We start from the raw sequence: 21,179 nt of genomic DNA, 5'->3' as shown, positions 1-21,179 counted from the left end.
GAGCAGCCGGCCGATGTGCCGGCTGTTCCGCTGCGCTCATTTTCCGCCCATCCCATCATTTAGGCGTTCTTTTGCGTTATGCACCCACGCGCCCCTTTCGGCGCCCCCGCTGATGTTTCGATTGCTGTCGTTGTTATTGCTGCTGCCTGTTTTTGCCCACGCCCAAAACTCTTTCGTGCCCGATGAACGGGCGTATTACGGCCTGATAGACCGTGGTAGCGGACGCTGCCTCGACATTGCCAGCGCCAGCACCAGCAGCGGCGCGGCCGCGGTGCAGTGGGAATTCACCCACGCCAGCAGCCAGCAGTGGCGCTTTGTGCCCATCCGCACGGGCAGCGAATACTACCGCATTGAGGCGCGCCACAGCAACCTGTGCCTGACGGCCGACAAGCCCGGCGAAAACATGGCCCTGGTGCAGCGTCCGTTTCAGGGGGGCGAGCAGCAGCAGTGGCGCCTGGTGCCGGCCGGCCCCGCCGGGAGCTTCCAGCTCGAAAACCGCAGCGAAAGCCGCGTGGCGGCGCTTTCGGCTTCCGACAAGTTCAACGGCACGCCCGTGGTGGCCCAGAAAGGCAACGGCCGGGCCAGCCAGCAGTGGCGCCTGTTTCGGCTGCGCCTGAACGTGCTGGAGGGCCCCTCGCCGTTTGGCGCGCCCAAGCCCTTGGGCGGGGGCCTGAACACGCCCGGCAACGAGTTGCACCCGTTGCTGAGCCCCGACGGCAAGACCCTGTACTTTGCCCGCACCAAGTTTGCCGGCAACACCGAAGGCAACACCGATTCGGGCGACGCTTGGCTGAGCCAGAGCGCCGACAACGGCCGAACGTGGGGCGCGGCCACTCGGCTCGACGCCATCAACACGGCCCAAAACAACGAAATCGTAGCCACCGTGGGCCCCGATGGCGGCACGCTCTACGTGCGCGGCACCTACGATGCCAACGGGTTTCGGGACGAGGGCTTGAGCCAAATTGCGCGTGGCGCGGCCACCAGCGGAGCCAGCAAAGGCAACCGGCCCGCGCCGGCGCCCGTTGCCAATTTCTACACCGCCGTGCCGGGAGCCGGTTATTTCGTGAGCAGCGACGGCAACATCCTGCTGCTGTCGCTGGAGCGCGGCGACTCCGAGGGCGGCAATGACCTTTACGTGAGCCGGCCCGACGGCAAGGGCGGCTTCACCGAGCCCACCAGCCTGGGCCCGGTGCTGAACTCGCCGGGCTTCGACTTTGCGCCCTGGCTGGCGCCCGATGGCAAAACGCTGTATTTCGCCTCCTACGGCCACATGGGCTACGGCTCGGCCGACATTTTTGTGAGCCAGCGCCTCGACGAAAGCTGGGCCAAGTGGAGCGAGCCCCGCAACCTGGGCCCGGCCCTGAACGGCCCCGGCTTCAATGCCTACTTCAGCCTCGCGCCCGACGGCAAAACGGCCTACTATTCGTCGTCGCCCGCGCCCAACGCCACCAGCGACATCTGGCGCACGGGCCGCGCCACGCCCCCCGACTCCCTCCCCACCGCGCCGGTAGCCGCCGCGCCCGACCCCTCGGTGCGCGCCTATCTGAGCGGGCGCGTGCTGGATGCCCGCACCAAGCAGCCCGTGCCGGGCGCCATTGTGAAAGCCAACCTGCTGGCCAACAAGGCGGGCGTGCAGTACAACGCCACTAGCAAATCCGACAACACGGGCGGCTACCAGCTGTCGTTGCTGCCGGGCCGCTACTACCTCACGGCCACGGGCGGCGGCTTCCTGACGGTGGGCGACACGGTGGACATCAGTGGCTCGCCGCGGCGCGACTTGCTGCTGCTGCCCGCCGCCGTGGGTTCGAAGCTGGACCTAACCACCATCTTGTTTGCCCAAGGCAAAGCCACGCTGCTGGGCACCGCCTACGCCGAGCTCAACCGCCTCGCCATTGCCCTGCAAGCCAGCCCCGCCACCGAAATTCGCCTCGAAGGCCACACCTCCAATGAGCCCCCGGCCGACAAAAACCAGCAGCTTTCCGAAGACCGGGTGGCCGAGGTGAAGCGCTACCTCGTGGGCCGGGGCGTGGATGAGAAGCGCATCAGCACGGTGGGCTACGGCGGCTCGCGCCCCAAATACAGCAACGACCGCGAAGAAACCCGCCGCCTCAATCGGCGCGTGGAGCTGGTGATTGTGAAGTAGGCGCCGGCGGCTGGCAAGCTGCTTGCGGGCGGCAAGGCCGCGCCGGAAAGGCATCGGTTGTAGCGGCCGGGATTTCGCGAAATCGTTTTCGCGAAATCCTGGCCTTTTGCGTGTTGGCGAAATTTATTTCGGGCGCACCCCGCCCCAGGGGCTGGAAACGGCCCTGGCACACTTGGCACCGGGATTGAAAACAGGGGAGGCATCTCTCAATTCTTTCCCTTGTCAACCATGCACAACATCGACCGCACCCTGCAGGAATTTGAGTCCGGGGTAGCCACCAACAGCGAATACGAGAACTACGAAACCACTGGCGAGTACGGCCAGGAGCTGGGCCAGGAATTCGAATACGAACAGGAAGCGAACCAGGAGTTTGAAGGCGAGTTCGGCCACGAGTTCAGCGGCGAATTCAGCGGCGAATTCAGCAACGAGAACTTCGAGGTAAACCTGGAAGAAGAGCTGGTGGGCGAACTGCTGGAAGTGAGCAACGAGCAGGAGCTGAGCCAGTTTCTGGGCAGCCTGGTGAGCAAGGTGGCGGGCGCGGCCTCGCAGCTGGCGCAGTCGCCGGCCGGGCAGAGCGTGGGCCGCTACCTCGTCGATTTTGGCAAGAAAACCCTGCCGCAGCTGGCCGGCCAGTACGGCGGGCAAGCCGGCGCCGCTCTGGGCGGGCGGGCCGGGGCCGCGCTGGGGGGCCGGCTGGGGCCCGTGGGCGCCCGGGCCGGGCAATGGGCCGGCAGCAAGGCCGGCGGCTACGCGGGCTCGGCGGCCGGCAACTGGGTGGGCACCCAGGCCGGCAATTTCCTGGCCGACAACGCCAAAAAGGTGTTCGGCCTGGAGCTCGAAGCCCTCAGCCCCGAAAGCCAGGAGCTGGAAATAGCCCGCGCCTACGTGCGCTTTGCTTCCGACGTGGCCCGGCGCGCCAGCCGCGCCCTGCGCCGCAACCCCCGCCTGCGCCCCGGCGCCCTGGGCCGACAGGTGCTCACGGCCACGGCGCCTTACTACGCTCCCGGCCTGCTCAACGGCGGCCTGCAGCTCAGCGGGCCTGCCCGGCGCGCCAGCTGCGGCCGCTGGGAGCGCCGCGACGGCGTGGTGGTCCTCTACGGCCTGTAAGCAAGGGGATAGGGAAGTGGGAGAGGTAGGGAGCAGGGGAGTGAAGAATTCGGAAATGCCCGCTCTCCTCCCCACCTCCCCATCTCACCCGCCTCCTTACCTCCGTATCTCCCCAACTAATTCTCACACCCTTCACTTTACCCCCAATGTCATGTACAACAACGAATTTTCTCAGGAATTTGAGCAAGCCATCGGCCAGGAACTGGAAGCCGGCGGGCACTCCATGGAAACCTTTGAGTTCAACCCCGAATACCTGGGCGAAACCAGCGGTGAGACTCAGGGTGAGTCGTTCGAAATGAGCGGCGAATACGCCAACGAGTATAGCCAGGAGTTTAGCAACGAATACAGCCACGAGTACAGCGGCGAGCTGAACGAAACCATGGAAATGGAGCTGGCCCACGAGCTGCTGGAAGTGAGCAACGAGCAGGAGCTGAACCAGTTCCTCGGCAAGCTCATCAAGGGCGCGGGCAAGGCCATTGGCAACTTTGCCAAGTCGGGCGTGGGCCGCGCCATCGGCGGCGTGCTCAAAACCGTGGCCAAGAAGGCCCTGCCCATTGCGGGCGGCGCGCTGGGCACCTTCTTTGGCGGGCCGCTGGGGGGCATGATTGGCAACAAACTGGGCTCGGCCGCCAGCAACCTCTTCGAGCTGGAGTTGGAAGGCCTGAGCCCCGAAGACCAGGAATTTGAAGTGGCCCGCGCCTACGTGCGCTTCGCCAATTCGGCGGCCAACCGGGCGGCCAGCCTGCACGCCCAGCGCCGCGGGGCGCCCATGGCGGCCGTGGTGCGGCAAGCCCTCTCGGGCGCGGCCCGCCAGCACGCCCCCGGCCTGCTGCGGCCCCGCAACCCCAACGGCACGTTCCGCTCCATGGGCGGCCGGCCCGGCCAGCGCCCGGGCAGCCGTCGGCCCCACCAGGGCTTCCAGCGCCCGGGGGGCGGCGGTTTCCGTCGCCCCGGCGTGCCGGGCCCCGGATTCGCCTCCAATGACTATGGCCAAGGCAATGGCTTTGGCCCGGCTCCGGCCACCAACGGCTACGACCCCTCGGGCTACGACCCCTCGGGCTACGACGGGCCCGACGCCAACGGCATGGGCGAGCAGGGCACCACGCGCGGCACGTGGACGCGCCGCGGCAGTACGCTCATCATTCAGCTCTAAACAAAGCCAGTGGGAATCAACGCCCTTGTCCTCTACCGTTTTTCTAACCGCAACTGCTCATGCGAACCGCCGCCGATACCCGGTTTCTGGTGAATGAAACGCTGGCCCTGTTCGGGCGCCTCCAAACGGTGCGCTCGTTCTCGCTGAGCACGCCCATGGTGCTGGCGGCGGCCGTGTCGGCGCCAGCGCAGGCCGCCATCAACGCGCACCTGGCGCACGTGGCTTTCGACCTGCGCCGCCGGCTGCTGGAGTTTGTGCGCTGGCTGCGCAGCCCCGAAAGCCGCCGGCTGAGCGCCGCCAACACCCAGGCCCGCTATGTGCTGCTCAAGCTGCGCTTTAACAACCTGCTCGACCAGGTCGACATTTTCGCCGACGTGCTGGGGCAGCGCTCCGAGCACGGCACCGGCACCTGGGTGGCCGGGCTCGACGTGCTGGCCGAGGACGCCCTGTGCCTGCCCGGCAACTTCTACGCGGCCCCGCCGCTGGTGTGCTACCTGGAGCGCGGGCACGGGGCGGCCATTCGGCGGGCGCGCACCCGCCTGCCGGGCGGCGACCTGAGCCCGGTGGGCGTGATTCAGATTCCGCGCGAGCGCCTCATCGGGTCGGGCATTGCTTCTTCGCTCATTCACGAAGTGGGCCACCAGGGCTCCGAGCTGTTGAATTTAACCACCTCGCTCAAGCAGGCGATTGACCAGTACCTGGCCGCTGGCAGCCGCGATAACGCCCTGCCGTGGCAGCTGTTCAGCCGCTGGCTGAACGAGATTTTGTCGGACTGCTGGGCCATGGGCCATTTGGGCATCACGGCCACCTACGGGCTGCTGAGCGTGGTGAGTTTGCCGAGCTATTTCGTGTTCCGCATCGGCACCGACGGCCCGCACCCGTTCCCCTGGATTCGGGTGAAAATCAGCCTGGCGCTGGGGGAGGTGCTGTTTCCGCACCCGCAATGGGCGGCCCTGGCCCGGCAGTGGGAAGAGCTGTACCCCACCGACGAGCTCAGCGCCGACAAGCGCGACCTGATTCACCGCCTCGAAACCGCGCTGCCCGAGTTTGCCGCGCTGGTGCTCAACCACCGGCCCAAGTCGCTGCGCGGGCAGCGGGTGGCCGACATTTTCCCGGTGGCCGAGCGCCAGCCCGACCAGCTGCGGGCCTTGTTCGAGGCCTGGCAGCAGCAGCCCCACCTGCGCGAGCACGTGGCCCCGTCCTTGGTGTTTGCGGTGGTGGGCCAGGCCAAGGCCGATGGCCGCATCAGCACCAACGAGGAGGCCCGCGTGCTTTCGCACATGCTCAACCGCTGGGCCCTGCACCGGGCCCGCAACTACTGCACCGCGCCGGCGGCCCCGGCGCCCGTGCCAACGACTTCACTTCAAACCGTTTAATTCATCATGGAAGCCACTTCTTCAACCTCCAAATCGGCGTTTCCGCTGCGGGGCGAACTGTCGTTCACCAAGCCCAAAATCCGAGTGGGCGACGACACCGAGCTCGAATTGACCTTGTCGGCCGAGGGCCAGAGCACCCTGGCCGCCCTGCTGGGCAACGCCGGCAGCATCACCCTGGAATTCTGGTCGGACGACGACCCCGGCGAACGGCTGGAGCAGAGCTACAACTACACCGTCAGCAACCGGCAGCTGACGCTCTCGCCCGAACCCAACGACCCGCCGCTGCCCTTCTGCTCGCCCATGCAAACGGTGCGCAGCCGGTTCAGCATCACCAACAACGTGGTGGCCCCCATGTGGCGGCTCAACAACTGGCGCGATGCGGGCCGCTACTCGGTGCGCGGGCGCCTGCTGAGCGCCAAGCCCATGAAAGGCGAGGAGCATCCGACGGGGCTGGAAATCGACGACATCCGCCTGGCGGTGGGCGACGTGACGGTGATTGACGCGACGCCCACGCCCAACCCCGGCCCCACCGTGACGCCGCTGCCCTTGCCGCTGCCGGTCACGTTGTTTCAAGCCCAGCGCGAGGCCAGCGACGACCAGGACCTGTGGGGCCTCATCCGGCGCCGCACGCTGAACTTCAGCCGCTACTGCAACTTCATCGACAACGTGCTCACCGACCGCAGCTCGGCCTTGGGAGCGCAGGCGCGGGCCTATGTGTCGTCGCGGCAGCTGCCCTTTAGCCGCGCCGCGTCCTACGCGGTGCTCAAGTACGCCACCGAGTATTACCTAATGCAGGAAGTGGGCCTGGCGCCCGTGGCCGCCCCCGGCGACGCCGACCCCCACTGGGCCGCCAGCGAGCTGCAGCGCACCGGCGGCAAGCCCTTCGACCTGAACCGCATGCGCGAGGAATACCTCAAAAACCTCGGCGACGAAGAGGGCAAAGCGCTGGTGGTGCCGTACCTCGACATCATTCGGGAGCGGCTGAAGGAAGTGCCGCTGAAAGAGCCCGACGACATCATCAAGAGCGGGCAGCTCACCTACGGCATCCTCAAGTCGCGGGTGGAGGCGCCGCCGCTCATGGAGCTGATTTGGTCGTATTGGCACGAGGAAGGCGGCTTGGTGCAAACCATGAACGCCCTGAGTTTGCGCTTCCAGAACGTGCGCCGGCCCGGCCCCGGCCCCGACCCGCTGGCCAACTTGGCCATCGACCCGCTGCGGCCCCTGAACAACATCATCTGGGGTTACATTGAGGACGAGCGCAACCGCCTGACCATGAACCGCCGCAACCTGGAATACCAGTACGAGTACGGCTTTGGGCTGATTGGACGCGGCGTGCAGAACATTGCCGTGGCCGAGCACCGCACCTTCTTCCTGCGGGGCTTCCACAGCTTGCTGCGCGCCTGCACCGAGTTCTACCAGCAGGCCAACTTCACCACGGTGATTCCCGACGGCTTCCCCATCCTCAACCACCTGCGCGAAGTTCACCTCACGCTGGCCGAAGGCGCCCACAACCAGTACGGCGACCTGCCCTGGACGGCCCGCGCCGAGATGATGACCCAGCAGTGGATTCTGGCCCGGCCCGAGGTGCGCGAGTTCCTGGGCGGCCGCGTCATGGTGCCGTATTCCGAACCCTGGATGGACCGCGTCGACAACATGAAGAGCCTGCAGGGCTGGAACCCGACCAACATCACGCACTTCCGCGACCTGGGCGCGTTTGGCGAGCAGTTGCTGCTCAGCATCCGCTACGGCTCCTGGAACAGCCCCACCGTGGGTGCCACCAGCGCCGCCAACTGGGCCCACTACTGGCGGGAGGAAATTCAGCGCTACATCCACGCCTACAAGGCCGTGACCGGCATCGACCTGGCCACCGACCTTGGCGACATCCGCCAGAACCTGCCCGACAACGAAGAGCGGTACCTGCAGCCGGCCCAGCTCATTGAGCGCCAAAACGCCCTGCAGCAGGGCCAGCTCCGCCGCAGCCGCCAGCTCAACGGCCCGCTGGCCCAGGGACGCCGGCCGTTTGCCGTGCCCGTCCCCCGGCGTAAGGCGCTGGGCGAGTAGGGGATGCTCTAAGGCGCCTCACCTCCTGACCCCCTCTCCAAAGGTGAGAGGAACCGGGGGTGAGGCGCCCGCTAGCGCCCCAACCAAGCGTATCTTTTGAATAACCCGCCCATGCTCGATTTCACCTCGGCGCTGTATTTGGGCCCGCAAGCCTTGCCGCCCCCGCCTCCAGGGCTGGCCCTCACCACCGGGCGCCCGGCCGTGCTGGACCACCACAGCCGGGCCCAATGGGTGGCCCACGCCGTGGCCCGGCGCCAAGGCCTGGAAGCCGGGGAGCTGGCTCCGTCCTCCCTGCACTTGTTCTGGGACGTGTTCGGGCTGGTACCGGCCCGCGGCGTGGTGCTGCTGGAGCGGAGCCTCTACCCGGTGGGGCGGTGGGGCAGCCTGCGGGCCCGCGCCCGGGGCCTGCCGGTGGCCACGTTTCGGGCCGATGACCTGCCCGGGCTGGCGCGGCTGCTGCACGCCTACCAGCAGCAGGGCCGCACGCCTTGGCTCGTGACCGACGGCTGGCACCCCGGCCACGGCCCCGCGCCCCTGGCGAAATACCTCCGCCTGCTGGCCCCGCACCCCGGCGCCACGCTGCTCATCGATGATACCCAAGCGTTTGGGGTGCTGGGTGCCCGGCCCGGCAAAAGCCGTCCGCTGGGGCAGGGCGGGGGCGGCCTGCTGCCCTGGGCCGGCCTTGGGCCACTGCCGCGGGGCCCCGAGCTGCTCACCATCACCTCGCTGGCCAAGGGCCTGGGCGTGCCGGTGGCCGTGCTGGCGGGCCGCGCCGCCCGGCTGGCGCAGTTCCGCCGCCGGGCCGAAACGCGGGTGCACACCAGTCCGGTATCGGGCTGGCACGCCTGGGCCGCCGAGCAAGCCCTGCGCCACGACGCCCGCCACGGCCACGCGGCCCGGCGCCGGTTGGGCTTGCGCATCGCGCAGTTTCGGCGGGCGATGGCCGGGCTGGGCATCCGGCCGCTGGGCGGCTACTTCCCGGTTCAGAAACTGGTGCTGGCCCGCACCACGGCCGCCCTGGGTCTGCACCAACAGCTGCGCCAGGCCGGCCTCAATACCCTGCTGCTGGCCGGCGAAACCCGGCCCGGCGTGCCCGAAGTGGCTTTCTGCCTGCGGGCCGACCATTCGGCGGCCGATATCGACCACGCCGCCGCTGCCCTGGCCCGCGCGGCCCGCGGCACCGACTGGTTTTCCTCACCTCTTTCCGTTGTCCTTCGCCATGAACCCGACCCAGACCCGTTCGCCCCGTAGCCGCCGCGCCAGCGCGCCGGCGGCCGTGGCCATCATCTACCCCAAAGTGGGCACCGTGCTGCGCGTGCCGCTGCGGCGCACCCCCACCGGCGGCCCCCAGGGCCACGCGCAGCACCCCGAGCGCCAGCTCATCACCTGGTTCAACCGCATGGCGGGCGCCCGGCCGGGGTTTCCGCTGCAGGTTCGGCGCATCCTGCTGGTCACCGCCGAGCCGCTGTGCAAAACCTGCCACCTCAGCCTGGCCCGCTTCCTGAGCCGCTTCCACCTAGCCGATAAGCTGCAACTGCGCCCTTTGGTGGGCGGCACAGCCGGCGCCCGCGTTGCCACTGCTGCGCCCTGCAGCTGCGGTTGCGGGCATTGTGGGCAAAGTGCTGGTGATGAAGTGAATAATGGTCAACATGCGCGCTTGCTGAACGCGCTGCTGCAGGACGATTTTATTTCTGATTCGGAGCTGGAAGACGAGGGCTGGTGGAGCCGCCTGAAGCAATTGGGCCAGGCCGCGGCCCTGACTGGCGCCCTGGCGCTGGGCCCGCAGGGTGCCTTCAAACCCGTGTACGACGTGGCCAAAGCCGTGGCCGGTGCCTATGAAAAGCGCAACAAAATGCAGCGCACCGTGGAAGCGGCCCAATTGCCGGCCCGCCGCCCGCCCGGCCAGCAGGAGCTGGGCTACGAGCAGGAAATGGGCTACGAGTTTGCCGACGTGGCGCCCGGCTGCGCCAGCCCCGGCAGCGCCCGGCCCACCCTGCGCCTGGGCGCGCGCGGCGAGTACGTGCGCTACCTGCAGTGCCGGCTCAACTTTCACAAAGTCAACCTGGCCCAGCCGCTGGTGAACGATGGCGTGTGGGGGCCCAAAACCCAGGCCGCCGTGCGCGCTTTCCAGCAGGGGCGGGGCCTGGTCGTCGATGCCGTGGTGGGTCCGCTCACCTGGGGCCAGCTCGATGCCGGCAGCGCGGTGGTGCCCACGGTGCCGCCCAAAACGCAGCCCGGCGGCGCCCCGCCCACCGGCGGCACCGACGTAAACACCGTGCGTTTCCGCAACGCCGCCGACATCAACAACTTCTTCCTGGCCCGCACCGGGCAGGATTTCGTGGACTGGTTCCGGAGCAAAGTGGGCGGGCGCGGCGCGTGGGTGCGCACTCAAGCCGGCAAAACCTACCCCGTGACCATGCCCGCCACCGCCGACGTGAAAGTGGGCTTCCAGCAGTTTTGGGACGGAATTCCGCGCGTATTCAACTCCATCGACATCAACTTTGCGCAGTTTGCCGCCCTGCAAAGCGTGATTGTGAACGAAACCGGCGGCACCATGCGGCCCATTGCCGAAAAAGTGGGCCTGCCCGGCCACCCCGGCCTGGCCTACGCCTTCGACCGCATCGGCACCAAAGCCTCCTACAACACCGGCCAGAACCGGCGCGCGCTAGCCCTCTTCAACGACAAGGAGTATGTGCAGGCCCACGGCCATAAGCCTCTGGGTGCCCAATTGGCCTACACCAAAGATGCCCGCTGGGGCGGCGAGGTCTACCCCGTCGATTCCGTTTCGACCAGCACCGACCCGGCCATCACCGGCTTTGTGCAGGAGGCGGATTTCTACAAGTTTCGGGGCCGCGGCTACATCCAGATTACCTGGCGCTACGCCTACCAGTGGCTCGTCCCGTCGGTGCAGAATTACTCCGGCTCCGACCCCGTCATTCTGCAGAAAAAAGCCCAGTGGCAGGGCCTGAGCCTCGACTCCGTGGCCACCCGCTCCAGCAACGCCGACTGGCAGGCGTTGTTCATGCAAAGCCCGGAGTTTGCCCTCGGCGCGCTCAAGATTTTCTTCGGCAAGAAAACCAACAGCATCAACAAAGTGCGCGTCGGCGACTGGGAAAGTGTGCGCATGGTGGCCTGCGACGTAATGTGCTCGAAGAGCTACACTACCCTGTTTGTGCAGCGTGTGCAGCAGATTTTCGCCACCCTGGGCACCGCACCGGCGCCCGTGGGGCCAGGCCCCGGCACCCGGCCCGGCAACCTGGGGCCGCTGCCCGTGCCGGCCACGGGCGGCTCCGAAGCGGCGATGCGCGAGGCCATTGTGGCCAATGCGCTGAACATGATGGCCGAGCCCGCCATCGAGGCCAAGCTGCGCGGGGCCGACGGCTTCCGCAAGGGCTGGCAGAAGCTGAAGGGGATGTTTGAAACCGCCGCGCCCGACTACGTGCGACCCGGCTGGGAAGAAAACAACCTCAAGCGCAGCACCAGCGTGAGCAACACGGCGGGCATTCCGCACTGGTGCGGCATTTTTGCGCTGTGGGCCCACCGGGCGGCCGGCCTGAATGTGGGCACCTGGAAAATCGGCAAGGGCATCAGCGCCAATCCGGCCTTCCGCAGCATTCCGGCGGCGCGGGTGAAGAAGGGCGACATCGGCTACTACAACCTCGACCCGGCCACGAAGCAGCCCTTCCGCCACCACTTCTTAGTGCGCGAAGTGTACCCCGACGGCACCATGGACACCATCGACGGCAACTCGGGCGGCACCAGCACCGTGCGCAGCAAAAGCCGCGTGCCCCTGCGCGGCGTCGACCTGTTTTTCAGCGCCTTCAACAGCTAAGCCGGAACATCCACGGCCTTTTTTCACCCTCTGCCATGCTCATCATCGACTGCCACTGCCACGCCGGGCGCGGCGACGGCCTCACCGGCCCCTGGGACACCGACGCGCCGCTGCGGCCCTACCTGGCCTGGGCCGACGAAGCTGGCATTGCGCGCACGGTGCTCTTTGCCGCGTTTCATTCCGACTACTCCGTGGCCAATCGCCAGGTGGCCCGGCTGGTGCACCAGCACCCAGAGCGGTTCTACGGCTTTGCCTTTGTGCACGCCCAGCGCGACCGTGGCCGGGTGCTGGCCATGGTGCGCACCGCCGTGGAGGAATACGGGTTCGTGGGCATCAAGCTGCACCGCTACGACGCCCGCATCAGCCGCGAGGTGTGCGACGTGGCCCGGGCTTTCCGTCTGCCGGTGCTCTACGACGTGGTGGGCGAAACGTCCGTGGTCGACCTGCTGGCCACCCAATACCCCGACGTCAACTTCATCATCCCGCACCTGGGCTCGTTTTCCGACGACTGGCGCGCCCAAACCGCCCTCATCGACTACCTCGTGCGCTGCCCGAATATCTACACCGACACCTCCGGCGTGCGCCGCTTCGACATCCTGCAGCGCGCCGTGGAACGGGCCGGTCCCGCCAAATTCCTCTTCGGCTCCGATGGCCCCTGGCTGCACCCCGGCGTGGAATTAAGCAAAATCACCGCCCTGCACTTGGCGCCCGAAGACGCCCGGCAAGTGCTGGCCGGCAACCTGTTGCGCCTCATTGGCCGGGTGCGGCCGGGCGTGGGCGAAGGCGCGCGCCACCGCGTGGCGGTAGTAGCCGAGCCGCTGAGCAACGCCTGGCGCGACCCCTGGCTGATTGGGAAGGAGTGAGGGGAAAACGCTGAGCTTATTATCGTCTGTCATCCTGAGCGCAGCGAAGACCTGCTTACGTTCGAACAACCAGTGTTCATACGTAAGCAGGTCCTTCGCTGCGCTCAGGATGACAGACGTTTATGATTTATCCCTATTATGCCAGCCGCAGCTGCGTTTCCGGTTCGTCGCGCCGGTGCATCTGCAGAATTCGCTCGCTGCAGCGCAGGCGCAGGGCGGCCATTTTCAGGTTGCCGCTTTCGTGGTTGATGGCCACTTTTTTGGCGATTTCCGTTACCTGGTCCTTGATTTCCTTTAGCCCGAGGCCCTGGTAGAGCAGGGTGGTCACGCCGGCTTCGAGCTCGTCGGCCGTGGGCGCGGCGGCTCCGAGGTGGGCAAAATCCGGCCAGTCGGAGCGGGGAATGTCGCCGATGGTAATGGGCCCTTCGCCCACGTGCTTGCTGGCAATGCGGGTGATGAGCTGCTGCAATTCGCGCACGTTGCCGGGGTAGTCGCGCAGCTGCAGGAAGTCGTACACCTGCCGGTCGACGGGCTGGCGCAGGCCGTGCTGCTGCGTAAAGAAGTATTCAGCCAGCGGCACAATGTCTTCCTTGCGCTCGCGCAGGGGCGGCAGGTGGCAGGTCCAGCCCGACACGCGGTAGTACAAATCCTGCCGGAAGGTGCCTTTCTGTACCTCGGCCAGCAGGTCGCGGTTGGTGGCGCTCACCAGCCGGAAGCGGGCCTGCCGCCAGGTGTTGCTGCCCACGCGCTTGTAGGTACCCTCTTGCAAGGCCCGCAGAAACTCGGCCTGCAGCGGCAAGGGCAGTTCGCCCAGCTCGTCCAGAAACAGCGTGCCCTCGTGGGCCAGCGCCACGGCCCCGTCGCGGGCGCTGATGGCGTTGGTGAAGGCGCCCTTTTCGTGGCCAAACAACTCGCTGCCCGACAGGCCCGGAATCAGGTTGGTGCAGTCCACCACCACGCAGTCGCGCTTGCCGGGCCGCGGGTCCAGCCGATGGATTTCCTGGGCCACCAGCTCCTTGCCGGTGCCGCTTTCGCCGGTTATCAGCACCTGGCAGTTCGAGAGGGCCATGTCGACCACCTGGCGCAGGGCGTCGCGCCAGCGCTGGCTGCGGCCCACCAAGCGGCGCTGCAGGTCGGCCACGGTCGCATTGAGGTGCTGCCAGTAGCGCAGGCGCGAGGTCACGATGTCGACCGGCCGGTCCACGTCGAACCACGAAAAAACGTCGGACACGCCCCCGCGCAGCAGGGCCCAAGTGCTGGGGCTGGGCAGGGCGCCCACGCTCACGGCCAGCACGTTGGCATCGGGGGCGGTGCGCAGCTCGGCCACGGCCTCTACCACGGCGGGCAGCGAGGAGTCAACGTCGAGAAACAGAATGCCGGCGCCGCTGGCGGGCGCGTGGGCGCGCAGGGGCTGCAGGTTCAGTCCTGCCTTCTCCAGCTGAATGATGATTTCGGCGAGGCGGGAATTCTGGAGCGTAAACGGTAGAAACCATACCGGGCAGGGGGTAGCCATGCGTAGCAGGAAAAAGGTGACAGGAAGAAGCGTGGCGCAGGGAAAGGAGGGAAGTAAATGTACGCACTATAATCAATAAATTGAATATTATATTTACATGAGGCGCCAGAAAATCTGCGTTGGCGTATCTGCGTGCGCGTGCGCCTTGTGCAGCCCGCGCAGCACAGCCAACTTTGGCTTCGTGCGTACACGGGGTAGTTGCCCGCACATCCCCGCCACGGCCCCGCTCATGACCGCCACCATCCTTTCTGAAGTTGCCATTCCCGGCCTGCCCTCGGCCTCCGGGGTCGAAATCATCGGGCCCACGGCCTATGTCATTGGCGACGACTCGGCTGCCCTGCATTGCCTCGATGCGGTGACGCTGGTGCCCACCGGCCGCCGCCAGCTGTTCGACCACCCGGCCGATGGCCCGTTCCGCATCTCCAAGCCCGACAAGCCCGACCTGGAGTGCATGGCCGCCCTGCGCTGGCCCGACGGCCGCACCGGCCTGCTACTGCTGGGTTCGGGCAGCCGCCCCAACCGCCAGAGGGGCTGGTTTGTGCCCACCGACGCCCCCGAGGCCGCCCCCGAGCCGCTCGATTTGGCCCCGCTCTACGCGCTGCTGGCCCCGCACCTGCCCGCCGCGGCCGTGCTCAACCTCGAAGCCGCGGCCACCTCCGAAACCGAGCTGCTGCTGTTTCAGCGCACGGTGGGGCGGGCCGACGCGGCGCTGCTGTTCCGGCTGCCGTTGGCCGCCACGCTGGCTTTTTTGAGCGGCGCGGCCGGGGCCCCGGCCGTGGGCACGTTGCTATTCGAACTGCCAGCAATTGCGGGTTGCCCGGCCGGGTTTTCGGGCGCCACCTTGGTCGACGACCTGCTTTTCGTGACCGCCTCCGTAGAAAACACCGCCGATGCCGTGCTCGACGGCGCCGTGCTGGGCTCGTTCATTGGGCTGGTCAACCTGGATGCGCCGCGCGCCGCGTTTGCCCGGCTGGCCTGGCACGACGGGCGCGCCTACCTCGGCAAGGTGGAGGGCCTGGCGGTGCGCCGCGCCGTGGGTGCGCGGCACTGGGAAGTGCTGCTCGTGACCGACGACGACGCCGGCGGTAGCACGGCCGTAGTGGCCGAAATCGAACTGAATTAACGCAAAAATTCCGCTCAGGGCAGTTGCTGAAGCCATTCCACGGCTTCGGGCTCGGCGTCGAAGAGGCGGTAGGTCAGGGCCGACTGCTGCGAGTCGGTCATCACGAGGTTAAGCGAGAGCCGGGCAAACACATCGGCCGGGATGATGACGGCCCCGTAGAGCTCGTAGCCGTCGGTGGCGCTGCTGGCCAGCCAGTACTCGCGAATCCAGTTGCGCTCCTCGTCGGTGAACGGCGACATCTGGCGCTGGTCGGCCAGCATCTTGTGCCAACTGTGGCGGCGCAGCAGCTGGCTGGTGTGGGTGAGAAATGCTTGGAAGGTGGGGAAGTCCCGGGGCCCAGCCGCGTATTGTACCAGGGCGTAGCCGTCGGGGTGTTCGAGCAGGCGCCCTACGGGATTCTCAAAATATAAACGCATAATGTAAACGGTCAAAAGCAACCGCTTGATATATAGAAGGATAATGTTTGAAATTGACGTGCGGGTGCGGAACCAACAGCCGAGCGTCTTTACGCAAGCCCATCAGTTTCGTTGAGAAATAAAAACCAGTCGATTGCGCTGGGTGGCGTAGTTTTGCCGCCGCTTAAACTTGGCATTTTCCTTATCGTCCGGGCACCTCTCCTTTCTACCTATGAACATGCTGCCCCGAGCCCAGGAAACGCTCTATTTTCAAAACGCTGCGGGCAAAGTGTTTCACCATCCCAGCGGCTTCGTGCGGCTGGCTTGGGGCGCCGAGCGCATCACCTTCGAGGTGGTGAAGGCCTTTTATGAGCAAGTGCTGGCCTTGCTGCTGAATTCGGGGGCGCGCAAAATCCTCTCCGACCACGGGCAGCGCGCGCCGCTCTCGGGCGCGACGCAGGCTTGGCTCACCGAAAACTGGATACCGCGGGCCATGGCGCAGGCCCGCACCCGGCACTGCGCCATCGTGGAAGGAGCCGACCCGCTGCACCGCCTCTCCACGCAGTCGGTGGTGTCGGCGTCACCGTCGGGTTTCGTTTTTCAACGCTTTTCCAACGTCGAGGCGGCCGAAGCGTGGCTGGCTGGCGTGTCCGCCTGACGCCTGTAGGCCGCTTCCCATGCGGGCGACGCGCCGTAGCGCCTAAAAAAAATCTTCCTCTTTCTCACGGCCTTGCGCGCCGGGGCGAAGCCAGAGGGCATCCCGCCGGGGGCAACTTGCGTAGGGGCGAAGTTAATTCCAGAGTAAAATCGGAAGTAGTCTCCGTTACCCAAACCGACACCACGCCTTTGCCCACCAACCAAGCGCTGCGCGAGCAGATTGCCCAACGGCTCTACCAGGAGCTGGGGGCGCTGGCCGAGGCTGCCGCCAAGCAGCTGCCCGAGCCCGCCGGGGCCACCACTGCCGACCCGTCCCTGGAAGCGTTCGAACAACACCTGGTGGCCCTGGCCAACGCCGTGCTCATGAACAGCCCGGCCTTGTTTGAGGGCCACGTGCTGCAGTTGAGCCAGCAGTTGGGCCCCGCGGCGGCCACCGAGCAAGTGGCCGCCCTGCGTCAAACCCTGCTTCTGCGCTTTCCGGTGGGCGAATACGTGCTCATGGCCGGCATCTTGAGCGCGGGCCTCATCGCCCTGGCAGCCCCGCTGGCCGCCACCCTGGAGCCGGTGGCCCAAGAGCCAACGGAGTCGCCCGAAACAGTCCGCTTTGCCGCCCTGGCCGCCAACTACGTGGCGCTGCTGCTCGCCGCCGACCGCACCGCCGCTCAGCGCCTGCTGATGGCCGAAGCCGAAGCGGGCACCGACGTGCGCGACCTGTACCTGCACGTGCTGCAGCCGGCCCAGCGCGAGGTGGGCAACCGGTGGCACCGCGGCGAAATCAGCGTGGCCGAGGAGCACTACTGCACCGCCGCCACGGCCGGCGTCATGGCGCAGCTGCAGCCCTATTTTCAGCGCACCCCGCGCAACGGCCGGCGCTTGCTGGCCGCCTGCGTGGCCGGCGACCTGCACACCATTGGCCTGCAGATGGTGGCCGATTTTCTGGAGCACGACGGCTGGGACGTGAGCTACCTCGGCGCCAGCACGCCGCCGGACAGCATTCGCCGCATGATAGCCGACCAGGGCGTGCAATTGCTGCTCACGTCGGCCTCGATGCCCCACCACGTGCCGCTGCTGGGCGACCTGGTGGCCGCCTTGCGGCGCGACCCGGCCACGCGCCACGTGCGCGTGGTGGTGGGAGGCCGCCCCTTTGTGTACGACGCCGACCTGTGGGAGCGTACCGGGGCCGATGCCTGGGCCGCCAGCGCCGACGATGCGGTGGCCGTGGTGCGGAACTTGTTTCAATAACCGTGGCGCACAACCGCCCCCGTTTCAGCTGACGTTGAAACGGCTCCTCCTTAGTGGGTGGGGAGTGGGCCGTGCTTTCAGCTAGATACCACTTCCTCTGCGCGTTCGGCTTCCTTGCTGGGCGGGTTGATTTTGCGGCCGCGCGGGGTTTCCTCGTCGCCCAGCAGCATGCCCCAGGGCTTGAGGGACGGAATGCGGTCGAACACGATTTTGAGGATGGCGATGACCGGCAGGGCCAGAAACATGCCCGCCACGCCGCCGATGGCGTTGCCCACCAGCACACCCACGATGGCCACCAGCGCGTTGACCTTGATTTTGGAGGCCACGATGCGCGGGATGAGGTAGTGGTTGTCGACGAACTGAATGACCATGTAGGCCGCCACCACCGCCACGGCGTGCCCGTAGCCGGGCTTGGCCACAAAGGCCATGAGCACCGGCAACGCAATGGCAATGAGCCCGCCGATGTAGGGAATGAAGTTCAGCAGCGCGCCCAGCACGCCCAGCAGCAGCCCGTACGGCACCCCAATGATGAGCAGCGCCGTGGTGTTCAGCGTGGCCACAATGCTGGCCTCGATGAGCAGGCCCACCATGTAGCTCTGGATGGTGGCCTTGCTTTCGTGCAGCACATCGGCCACGTTTTGGTCTTGCCGCCGGCCCGAAAACACCTGGGTCAGAAAATCTATCAGCCGCCGCTGGTACAGAAACAGCAAAAAGATGTAAACCGGAATGAGCGTGAGCACCACCGCCAGCCCCGACACCGCCGAAAGCGTGCCGCCCAGCAGCGCCGAAGCCCGGTTGCCGGCTTCGCTGAGGTAGCCCTGCAGCTTTTGGTCGCTCACGCCAAAGCGCGATTGCAGCCATTGGTGCACCTGGGCGGAGGTTTCGGCAAATTTCTTTTTGAACAGCGGCATCTGGCTCGACAGCTGGGAGGCTTCGAGGTAGATGAAGTAGAACAAGCCCAGCAGCGCGCTCACGCCCAGCACCACCGTGAGCGTGATGGCCAGCAGCTTGGGCACCCGGTGCCGCAGCAGCCACTGCTCCACGGGGTGCAGCATGATGGCAAAAATGGCCGCGAAAAACAGCGGGAAAATGATTTCGCTGGCCGTGTGAATGGTGAACACGGCCAGGGCCAGGCCCAGCAAGATGAGCGGCAGCTTCACATAAAGCGGAAATTGCAGCTCGCGGGGACGTTCGTCGAAGTCGGACATAGCAGTTGGGCATGTGGCCAAGCGGCAAAAGGCCGTCAGCTAAGCGCCGCTTACGAGGCAGGATACGGCGCGTTGCCGGCGTGACCCGTCCCGTTTCTCAGCGCGTGAAATCTTCCACCACCTGCACAAACATGGGCGAAGGCACTTCCACGGTTTGGCCGGTGGGCGCCAGCAGGCCGTTTTGCGGGTCGACGCGGAACGTGACCACGTTGTTGGAGTTCTGGTTGGCCACCAGCAGCAGGCGCCCTGAGGGCGTGAGGCTGAAGTTGCGCGGGGTGTTGCCCTGGGTGCTCACGTGCTGAATAGGCGCCAGCGTACCGTTGGAAGTGTCGATGGCGAACACGGCGATGCTGTTGTGGCCCCGGTTGGAGGCGTAAAGAAACAGCCCGTCGGGCGAGACATGAATGTCGGCGCAGGAGTTTTGGCCGCTGAAGCTTTTGGGCAGCGTGCTCACCGTTTGCAGCTCCTGAAACTTGCCCGCCGCGGCATCATACGCCAGCGCCGTCACGGTGGAATTCAGCTCGTTAATCAAATACGCCCGCTTGCCATTGGGATGAAAGATGAGGTGGCGGGGCCCGGCGCCGGGCTTGGCCACGAAGGCGGGCTCGGGCAGGCGGGCCAGCTGGCCCTGGGCGGCGTTGAGGCGGTAGCCCACTACCTGGTCGGTCCCCAGGTCCACGGCGTAGGCGTAGGTGTTGGCCGGGTCAGTGAGGATGCAGTGCGCGTGCGGTCCGTTCTGGTTTTTATGCGGGCCGGAGCCCTGGTGCTGGTCGGTGGCGGTGGGGGCGGCCAGCTGCCCGTTGGAACTCAGGGGCAGCAGGGCCACGTTGCCGCCCACGTAGTTGGCCACCAGGGCCGCCTTTTCGGAACGGTCGAGGCTGATGTAGCAGGGCGAGGCGCCAGCCGACGGCTGCTGATTAAGCAGCGTGAGCCCGCCGGTGCGCGGGTCGACGGCCAAGGCGCTCACGCCGCCGCCCTTCGCGCCCCGAAACGTCTGCGTCTCGCTCACTGCGTACATAAACCTGCGCCCGGCGGGCATGGTCAGATAGGTCGGGCTGGCGCCGCCCCGGTGCGCGCTAACGGGCGTCAGGACGCCCGTGGCGGGCGCGAGACGGTAGAGGTAAATCGAGTTTTCCTGCTCCGAGCTCACGTTGGTTCCGATGTACACGAGGTAGTCGCGGGAAGCTGTGCTGGCCGCGGGCCGCGCACATCCGGCCAGAAACGCGGCAGCAAACAAACCAAGCCCAACAATAGGCAGAGCGAAGCGGAAACGGTTGGAGAGCGTCATGCAAAGAAGTGGCGGGGTGTGGCTGCAAAAGTGCAACAATTCGGCCGACACGCCGTGCACCCGCCCGAAGCCAGTGCGCCCAGCGGCACACCGCTGTAAACAACCGCACCGGCCAAGTCGGCACACGCAGCGCCGTGGACGCTGGTGCAGCCGGCATTCCACCAATGGGCTTTTGCAGGGGAAAGGCTTTCTGCCCGCAATGCTTCGAAGCAAAATGGCCCTGAACCGAACCGCCCGCGGTTTACGGCAGGCAGTGCAGGGGCTAAAATGAGGGGGGGCTAGTCATCAAGGGGGCCGGTTTGCGTATATTTAACAGCCAATGCATCAACGGTTCGGCGGTGCACCGGCCATACTTCTGCGCAATGCAATTCCACCAGCTAGCTCCTCCCCACGACCTGCGCGGCTACGTGCGCTACTTCTGGACCTTGGAAACCACGGGCGACGCCCCTGCGGCACCCCAAACCTTCACGACGCTGGCCGACGGCTGCCCGGGCCTCATCACCCAACTCACCCCCGGTGCCCCGCTGCAGGGCGCCAGCAAGCCCTGGCCGCGCAGCTTTCTCTACGGCCAAACCACCAGCGCCACCGAAATCGTGGCGCACGGCCCGTTCCAAACGCTCGGCGTGTGCTTTGAGCCCAGCGCGCTGGCAGCCGTTTTTGGGCTCAATGCCGAGGAACTCACCAATACCTGCCTCGACCTGACTCTTCTCGATGCGCCGCGGGCCCGTGGCTTGGCCGAAGAACTGGCCGCCCGCCCAACCGTGGCCGAACGGCTGGCGCAGTTGGCCGACTTTCTGCGCGGCTGCTTCGCGCGGCACCACGCGCCGGTCGATGCCCGCGTGCGCCAGTCGGTAGCGCAGCTGCAAGCCAGCGGCGGCCGGGTTTCGCTGCCCGCCCTGCTCCACGAAGTGGGCTTGTCGGAACGGAGCCTGCAACGGAAATTCAAGCACCACGTGGGCATTTCGCCGCAATTGTTTGCGCGCATCTGCCGCTTCCAGGCTTCGCTGACGCAGTTGCGCGCCAGTCGGTTCGAGAAACTGTCCGACCTGGCCTTTGAGCAGGAATACGCCGACCAGTCGCACCACATCCGGGCTTTTCAGGAATTCGCGGGCGCTTCGCCGCTGCGGTTTCGGCAGCAGGCACAGCCCGGTCTGCCCAATTTTCCGGAGCTCTTGCGCTAGCCTGTCGGATTCATTCTATTTTCTGGGGGTGGGTGGC

16 protein-coding genes are annotated in these 21,179 nt (G+C 66.5%); 12 read left to right on the top strand and 4 right to left on the bottom strand.

All coding sequences use genetic code 11. From position 1 onward, the window contains the following. Positions 1-112: 112 nt before the first annotated feature. From JAO73_RS11755 to JAO73_RS11720, 8 genes are all read left to right on the top strand, one after another. The gene (locus JAO73_RS11755; protein WP_198977227.1) at positions 113-2,143 is read left to right on the top strand and encodes an RICIN domain-containing protein; all 2,031 of its coding nucleotides are present in this window, start codon (positions 113-115) and stop codon (positions 2,141-2,143) included. Between the two features lie 228 nt (positions 2,144-2,371). After that, positions 2,372-3,250, top strand: coding sequence for a hypothetical protein (locus tag JAO73_RS11750; protein WP_198977226.1), 879 nt, complete (start codon positions 2,372-2,374; stop codon positions 3,248-3,250). A 151-nt stretch (positions 3,251-3,401) separates the two neighbouring features. Then, on the top strand, positions 3,402-4,403 hold the full coding sequence (locus JAO73_RS11745; protein ID WP_198977225.1) for a hypothetical protein: 1,002 nt from the start codon (positions 3,402-3,404) through the stop codon (positions 4,401-4,403). A 59-nt stretch (positions 4,404-4,462) separates the two neighbouring features. Continuing rightward, complete coding sequence (locus JAO73_RS11740) at positions 4,463-5,779, top strand: hypothetical protein (RefSeq protein ID WP_198977224.1); 1,317 nt, start codon at positions 4,463-4,465, stop codon at positions 5,777-5,779. Positions 5,780-5,785: 6 nt separating this feature from the next. Then, positions 5,786-7,840 (top strand): hypothetical protein, encoded by a 2,055-nt coding sequence (locus tag JAO73_RS11735; protein WP_198977223.1) that lies wholly within the window; start codon positions 5,786-5,788, stop codon positions 7,838-7,840. A 111-nt stretch (positions 7,841-7,951) separates the two neighbouring features. Beyond that, entirely contained in the window at positions 7,952-9,091 is a 1,140-nt protein-coding gene (locus JAO73_RS11730) for an aminotransferase class I/II-fold pyridoxal phosphate-dependent enzyme (RefSeq protein WP_198977222.1), read from the top strand. Then, positions 9,060-11,672, top strand: coding sequence for a peptidoglycan-binding domain-containing protein (locus tag JAO73_RS11725; protein ID WP_198977221.1), 2,613 nt, complete (start codon positions 9,060-9,062; stop codon positions 11,670-11,672). The genes JAO73_RS11730 and JAO73_RS11725 overlap by 32 nt, the downstream gene beginning before the upstream one ends. 35 nt (positions 11,673-11,707) lie before the next feature. After that, entirely contained in the window at positions 11,708-12,535 is an 828-nt protein-coding gene (locus JAO73_RS11720) for an amidohydrolase family protein (protein ID WP_198977220.1), read from the top strand. Between the two features lie 136 nt (positions 12,536-12,671). Here the strand turns inward: JAO73_RS11720 and JAO73_RS11715 are convergent, their stop codons facing one another. Continuing rightward, on the bottom strand, positions 12,672-14,048 hold the full coding sequence (locus tag JAO73_RS11715) for a sigma 54-interacting transcriptional regulator (protein WP_198977219.1): 1,377 nt from the start codon (positions 14,046-14,048) through the stop codon (positions 12,672-12,674). 229 nt (positions 14,049-14,277) lie between these two features. On the opposite strand from JAO73_RS11715, the gene JAO73_RS11710 reads away from it, so the two are divergent. Then, positions 14,278-15,171, top strand: coding sequence for a DUF6929 family protein (locus JAO73_RS11710; protein ID WP_198977218.1), 894 nt, complete (start codon positions 14,278-14,280; stop codon positions 15,169-15,171). A gap of 14 nt (positions 15,172-15,185) precedes the next feature. Here the strand turns inward: JAO73_RS11710 and JAO73_RS11705 are convergent, their stop codons facing one another. Beyond that, the gene (locus tag JAO73_RS11705) at positions 15,186-15,587 is read right to left on the bottom strand and encodes a hypothetical protein (RefSeq protein ID WP_198977217.1); all 402 of its coding nucleotides are present in this window, start codon (positions 15,585-15,587) and stop codon (positions 15,186-15,188) included. 211 nt (positions 15,588-15,798) lie between these two features. Between JAO73_RS11705 and JAO73_RS11700 the strand changes: the two genes are divergently transcribed. Both JAO73_RS11700 and JAO73_RS11695 read left to right on the top strand, forming a co-directional pair. Next, positions 15,799-16,224: a hypothetical protein gene (locus JAO73_RS11700; RefSeq protein ID WP_198977216.1), complete on the top strand. Its 426-nt coding sequence runs from the start codon at positions 15,799-15,801 to the stop codon at positions 16,222-16,224. A gap of 188 nt (positions 16,225-16,412) precedes the next feature. Beyond that, complete coding sequence (locus JAO73_RS11695; protein ID WP_198977215.1) at positions 16,413-17,465, top strand: cobalamin B12-binding domain-containing protein; 1,053 nt, start codon at positions 16,413-16,415, stop codon at positions 17,463-17,465. 77 nt (positions 17,466-17,542) lie between these two features. On the opposite strand, the gene JAO73_RS11690 is transcribed toward JAO73_RS11695, so the two are convergent. Beyond that, positions 17,543-18,673 carry an AI-2E family transporter gene (locus JAO73_RS11690; RefSeq protein ID WP_198977214.1) on the bottom strand — a complete coding sequence of 377 codons (1,131 nt, stop codon included), beginning with the start codon at positions 18,671-18,673 and terminating at the stop codon, positions 17,543-17,545. A gap of 97 nt (positions 18,674-18,770) precedes the next feature. Further along, a complete protein-coding gene (locus JAO73_RS11685; RefSeq protein ID WP_198977213.1) occupies positions 18,771-19,961 on the bottom strand; it encodes a lactonase family protein in 1,191 nt (396 codons plus the stop codon). Between the two features lie 362 nt (positions 19,962-20,323). Between JAO73_RS11685 and JAO73_RS11680 the strand changes: the two genes are divergently transcribed. After that, positions 20,324-21,142, top strand: a complete 819-nt coding sequence (locus JAO73_RS11680; RefSeq protein ID WP_198977212.1) for a helix-turn-helix domain-containing protein — start codon at positions 20,324-20,326, stop codon at positions 21,140-21,142. The last annotated feature ends 37 nt before the right edge of the window (positions 21,143-21,179 follow it).

It is taken from the genome of Hymenobacter miniatus (assembly GCF_016427455.1).
GTDB classification, from domain to species: Bacteria; Bacteroidota; Bacteroidia; order Cytophagales; family Hymenobacteraceae; genus Hymenobacter; species Hymenobacter armeniacus.
The sequence above is the reverse complement of the archived record's forward strand: the minus strand, read 5'-3'. Positions and strand labels throughout refer to the sequence as shown.

What these genes read in the sequence shown, in the direction of transcription:
- JAO73_RS11715 (WP_198977219.1), bottom strand. Translation starts at nt 14,048, where the DNA reads ATGGCTACCCCCTGCCCGGTATGGTTTCTACCGTTTACGCTCCAGAAT.
- JAO73_RS11685 (WP_198977213.1), bottom strand. Translation starts at nt 19,961, where the DNA reads ATGACGCTCTCCAACCGTTTCCGCTTCGCTCTGCCTATTGTTGGGCTT.
- JAO73_RS11680 (WP_198977212.1), top strand. Translation starts at nt 20,324, where the DNA reads ATGCAATTCCACCAGCTAGCTCCTCCCCACGACCTGCGCGGCTACGTG.
- JAO73_RS11705 (WP_198977217.1), bottom strand. Translation starts at nt 15,587, where the DNA reads ATGCGTTTATATTTTGAGAATCCCGTAGGGCGCCTGCTCGAACACCCC.
- JAO73_RS11740 (WP_198977224.1), top strand. Translation starts at nt 4,463, where the DNA reads ATGCGAACCGCCGCCGATACCCGGTTTCTGGTGAATGAAACGCTGGCC.
- JAO73_RS11700 (WP_198977216.1), top strand. Translation starts at nt 15,799, where the DNA reads ATGAACATGCTGCCCCGAGCCCAGGAAACGCTCTATTTTCAAAACGCT.
- JAO73_RS11710 (WP_198977218.1), top strand. Translation starts at nt 14,278, where the DNA reads ATGACCGCCACCATCCTTTCTGAAGTTGCCATTCCCGGCCTGCCCTCG.
- JAO73_RS11725 (WP_198977221.1), top strand. Translation starts at nt 9,060, where the DNA reads ATGAACCCGACCCAGACCCGTTCGCCCCGTAGCCGCCGCGCCAGCGCG.
- JAO73_RS11755 (WP_198977227.1), top strand. Translation starts at nt 113, where the DNA reads ATGTTTCGATTGCTGTCGTTGTTATTGCTGCTGCCTGTTTTTGCCCAC.
- JAO73_RS11690 (WP_198977214.1), bottom strand. Translation starts at nt 18,673, where the DNA reads ATGTCCGACTTCGACGAACGTCCCCGCGAGCTGCAATTTCCGCTTTAT.
- JAO73_RS11750 (WP_198977226.1), top strand. Translation starts at nt 2,372, where the DNA reads ATGCACAACATCGACCGCACCCTGCAGGAATTTGAGTCCGGGGTAGCC.
- JAO73_RS11720 (WP_198977220.1), top strand. Translation starts at nt 11,708, where the DNA reads ATGCTCATCATCGACTGCCACTGCCACGCCGGGCGCGGCGACGGCCTC.
- JAO73_RS11735 (WP_198977223.1), top strand. Translation starts at nt 5,786, where the DNA reads ATGGAAGCCACTTCTTCAACCTCCAAATCGGCGTTTCCGCTGCGGGGC.
- JAO73_RS11730 (WP_198977222.1), top strand. Translation starts at nt 7,952, where the DNA reads ATGCTCGATTTCACCTCGGCGCTGTATTTGGGCCCGCAAGCCTTGCCG.
- JAO73_RS11745 (WP_198977225.1), top strand. Translation starts at nt 3,402, where the DNA reads ATGTACAACAACGAATTTTCTCAGGAATTTGAGCAAGCCATCGGCCAG.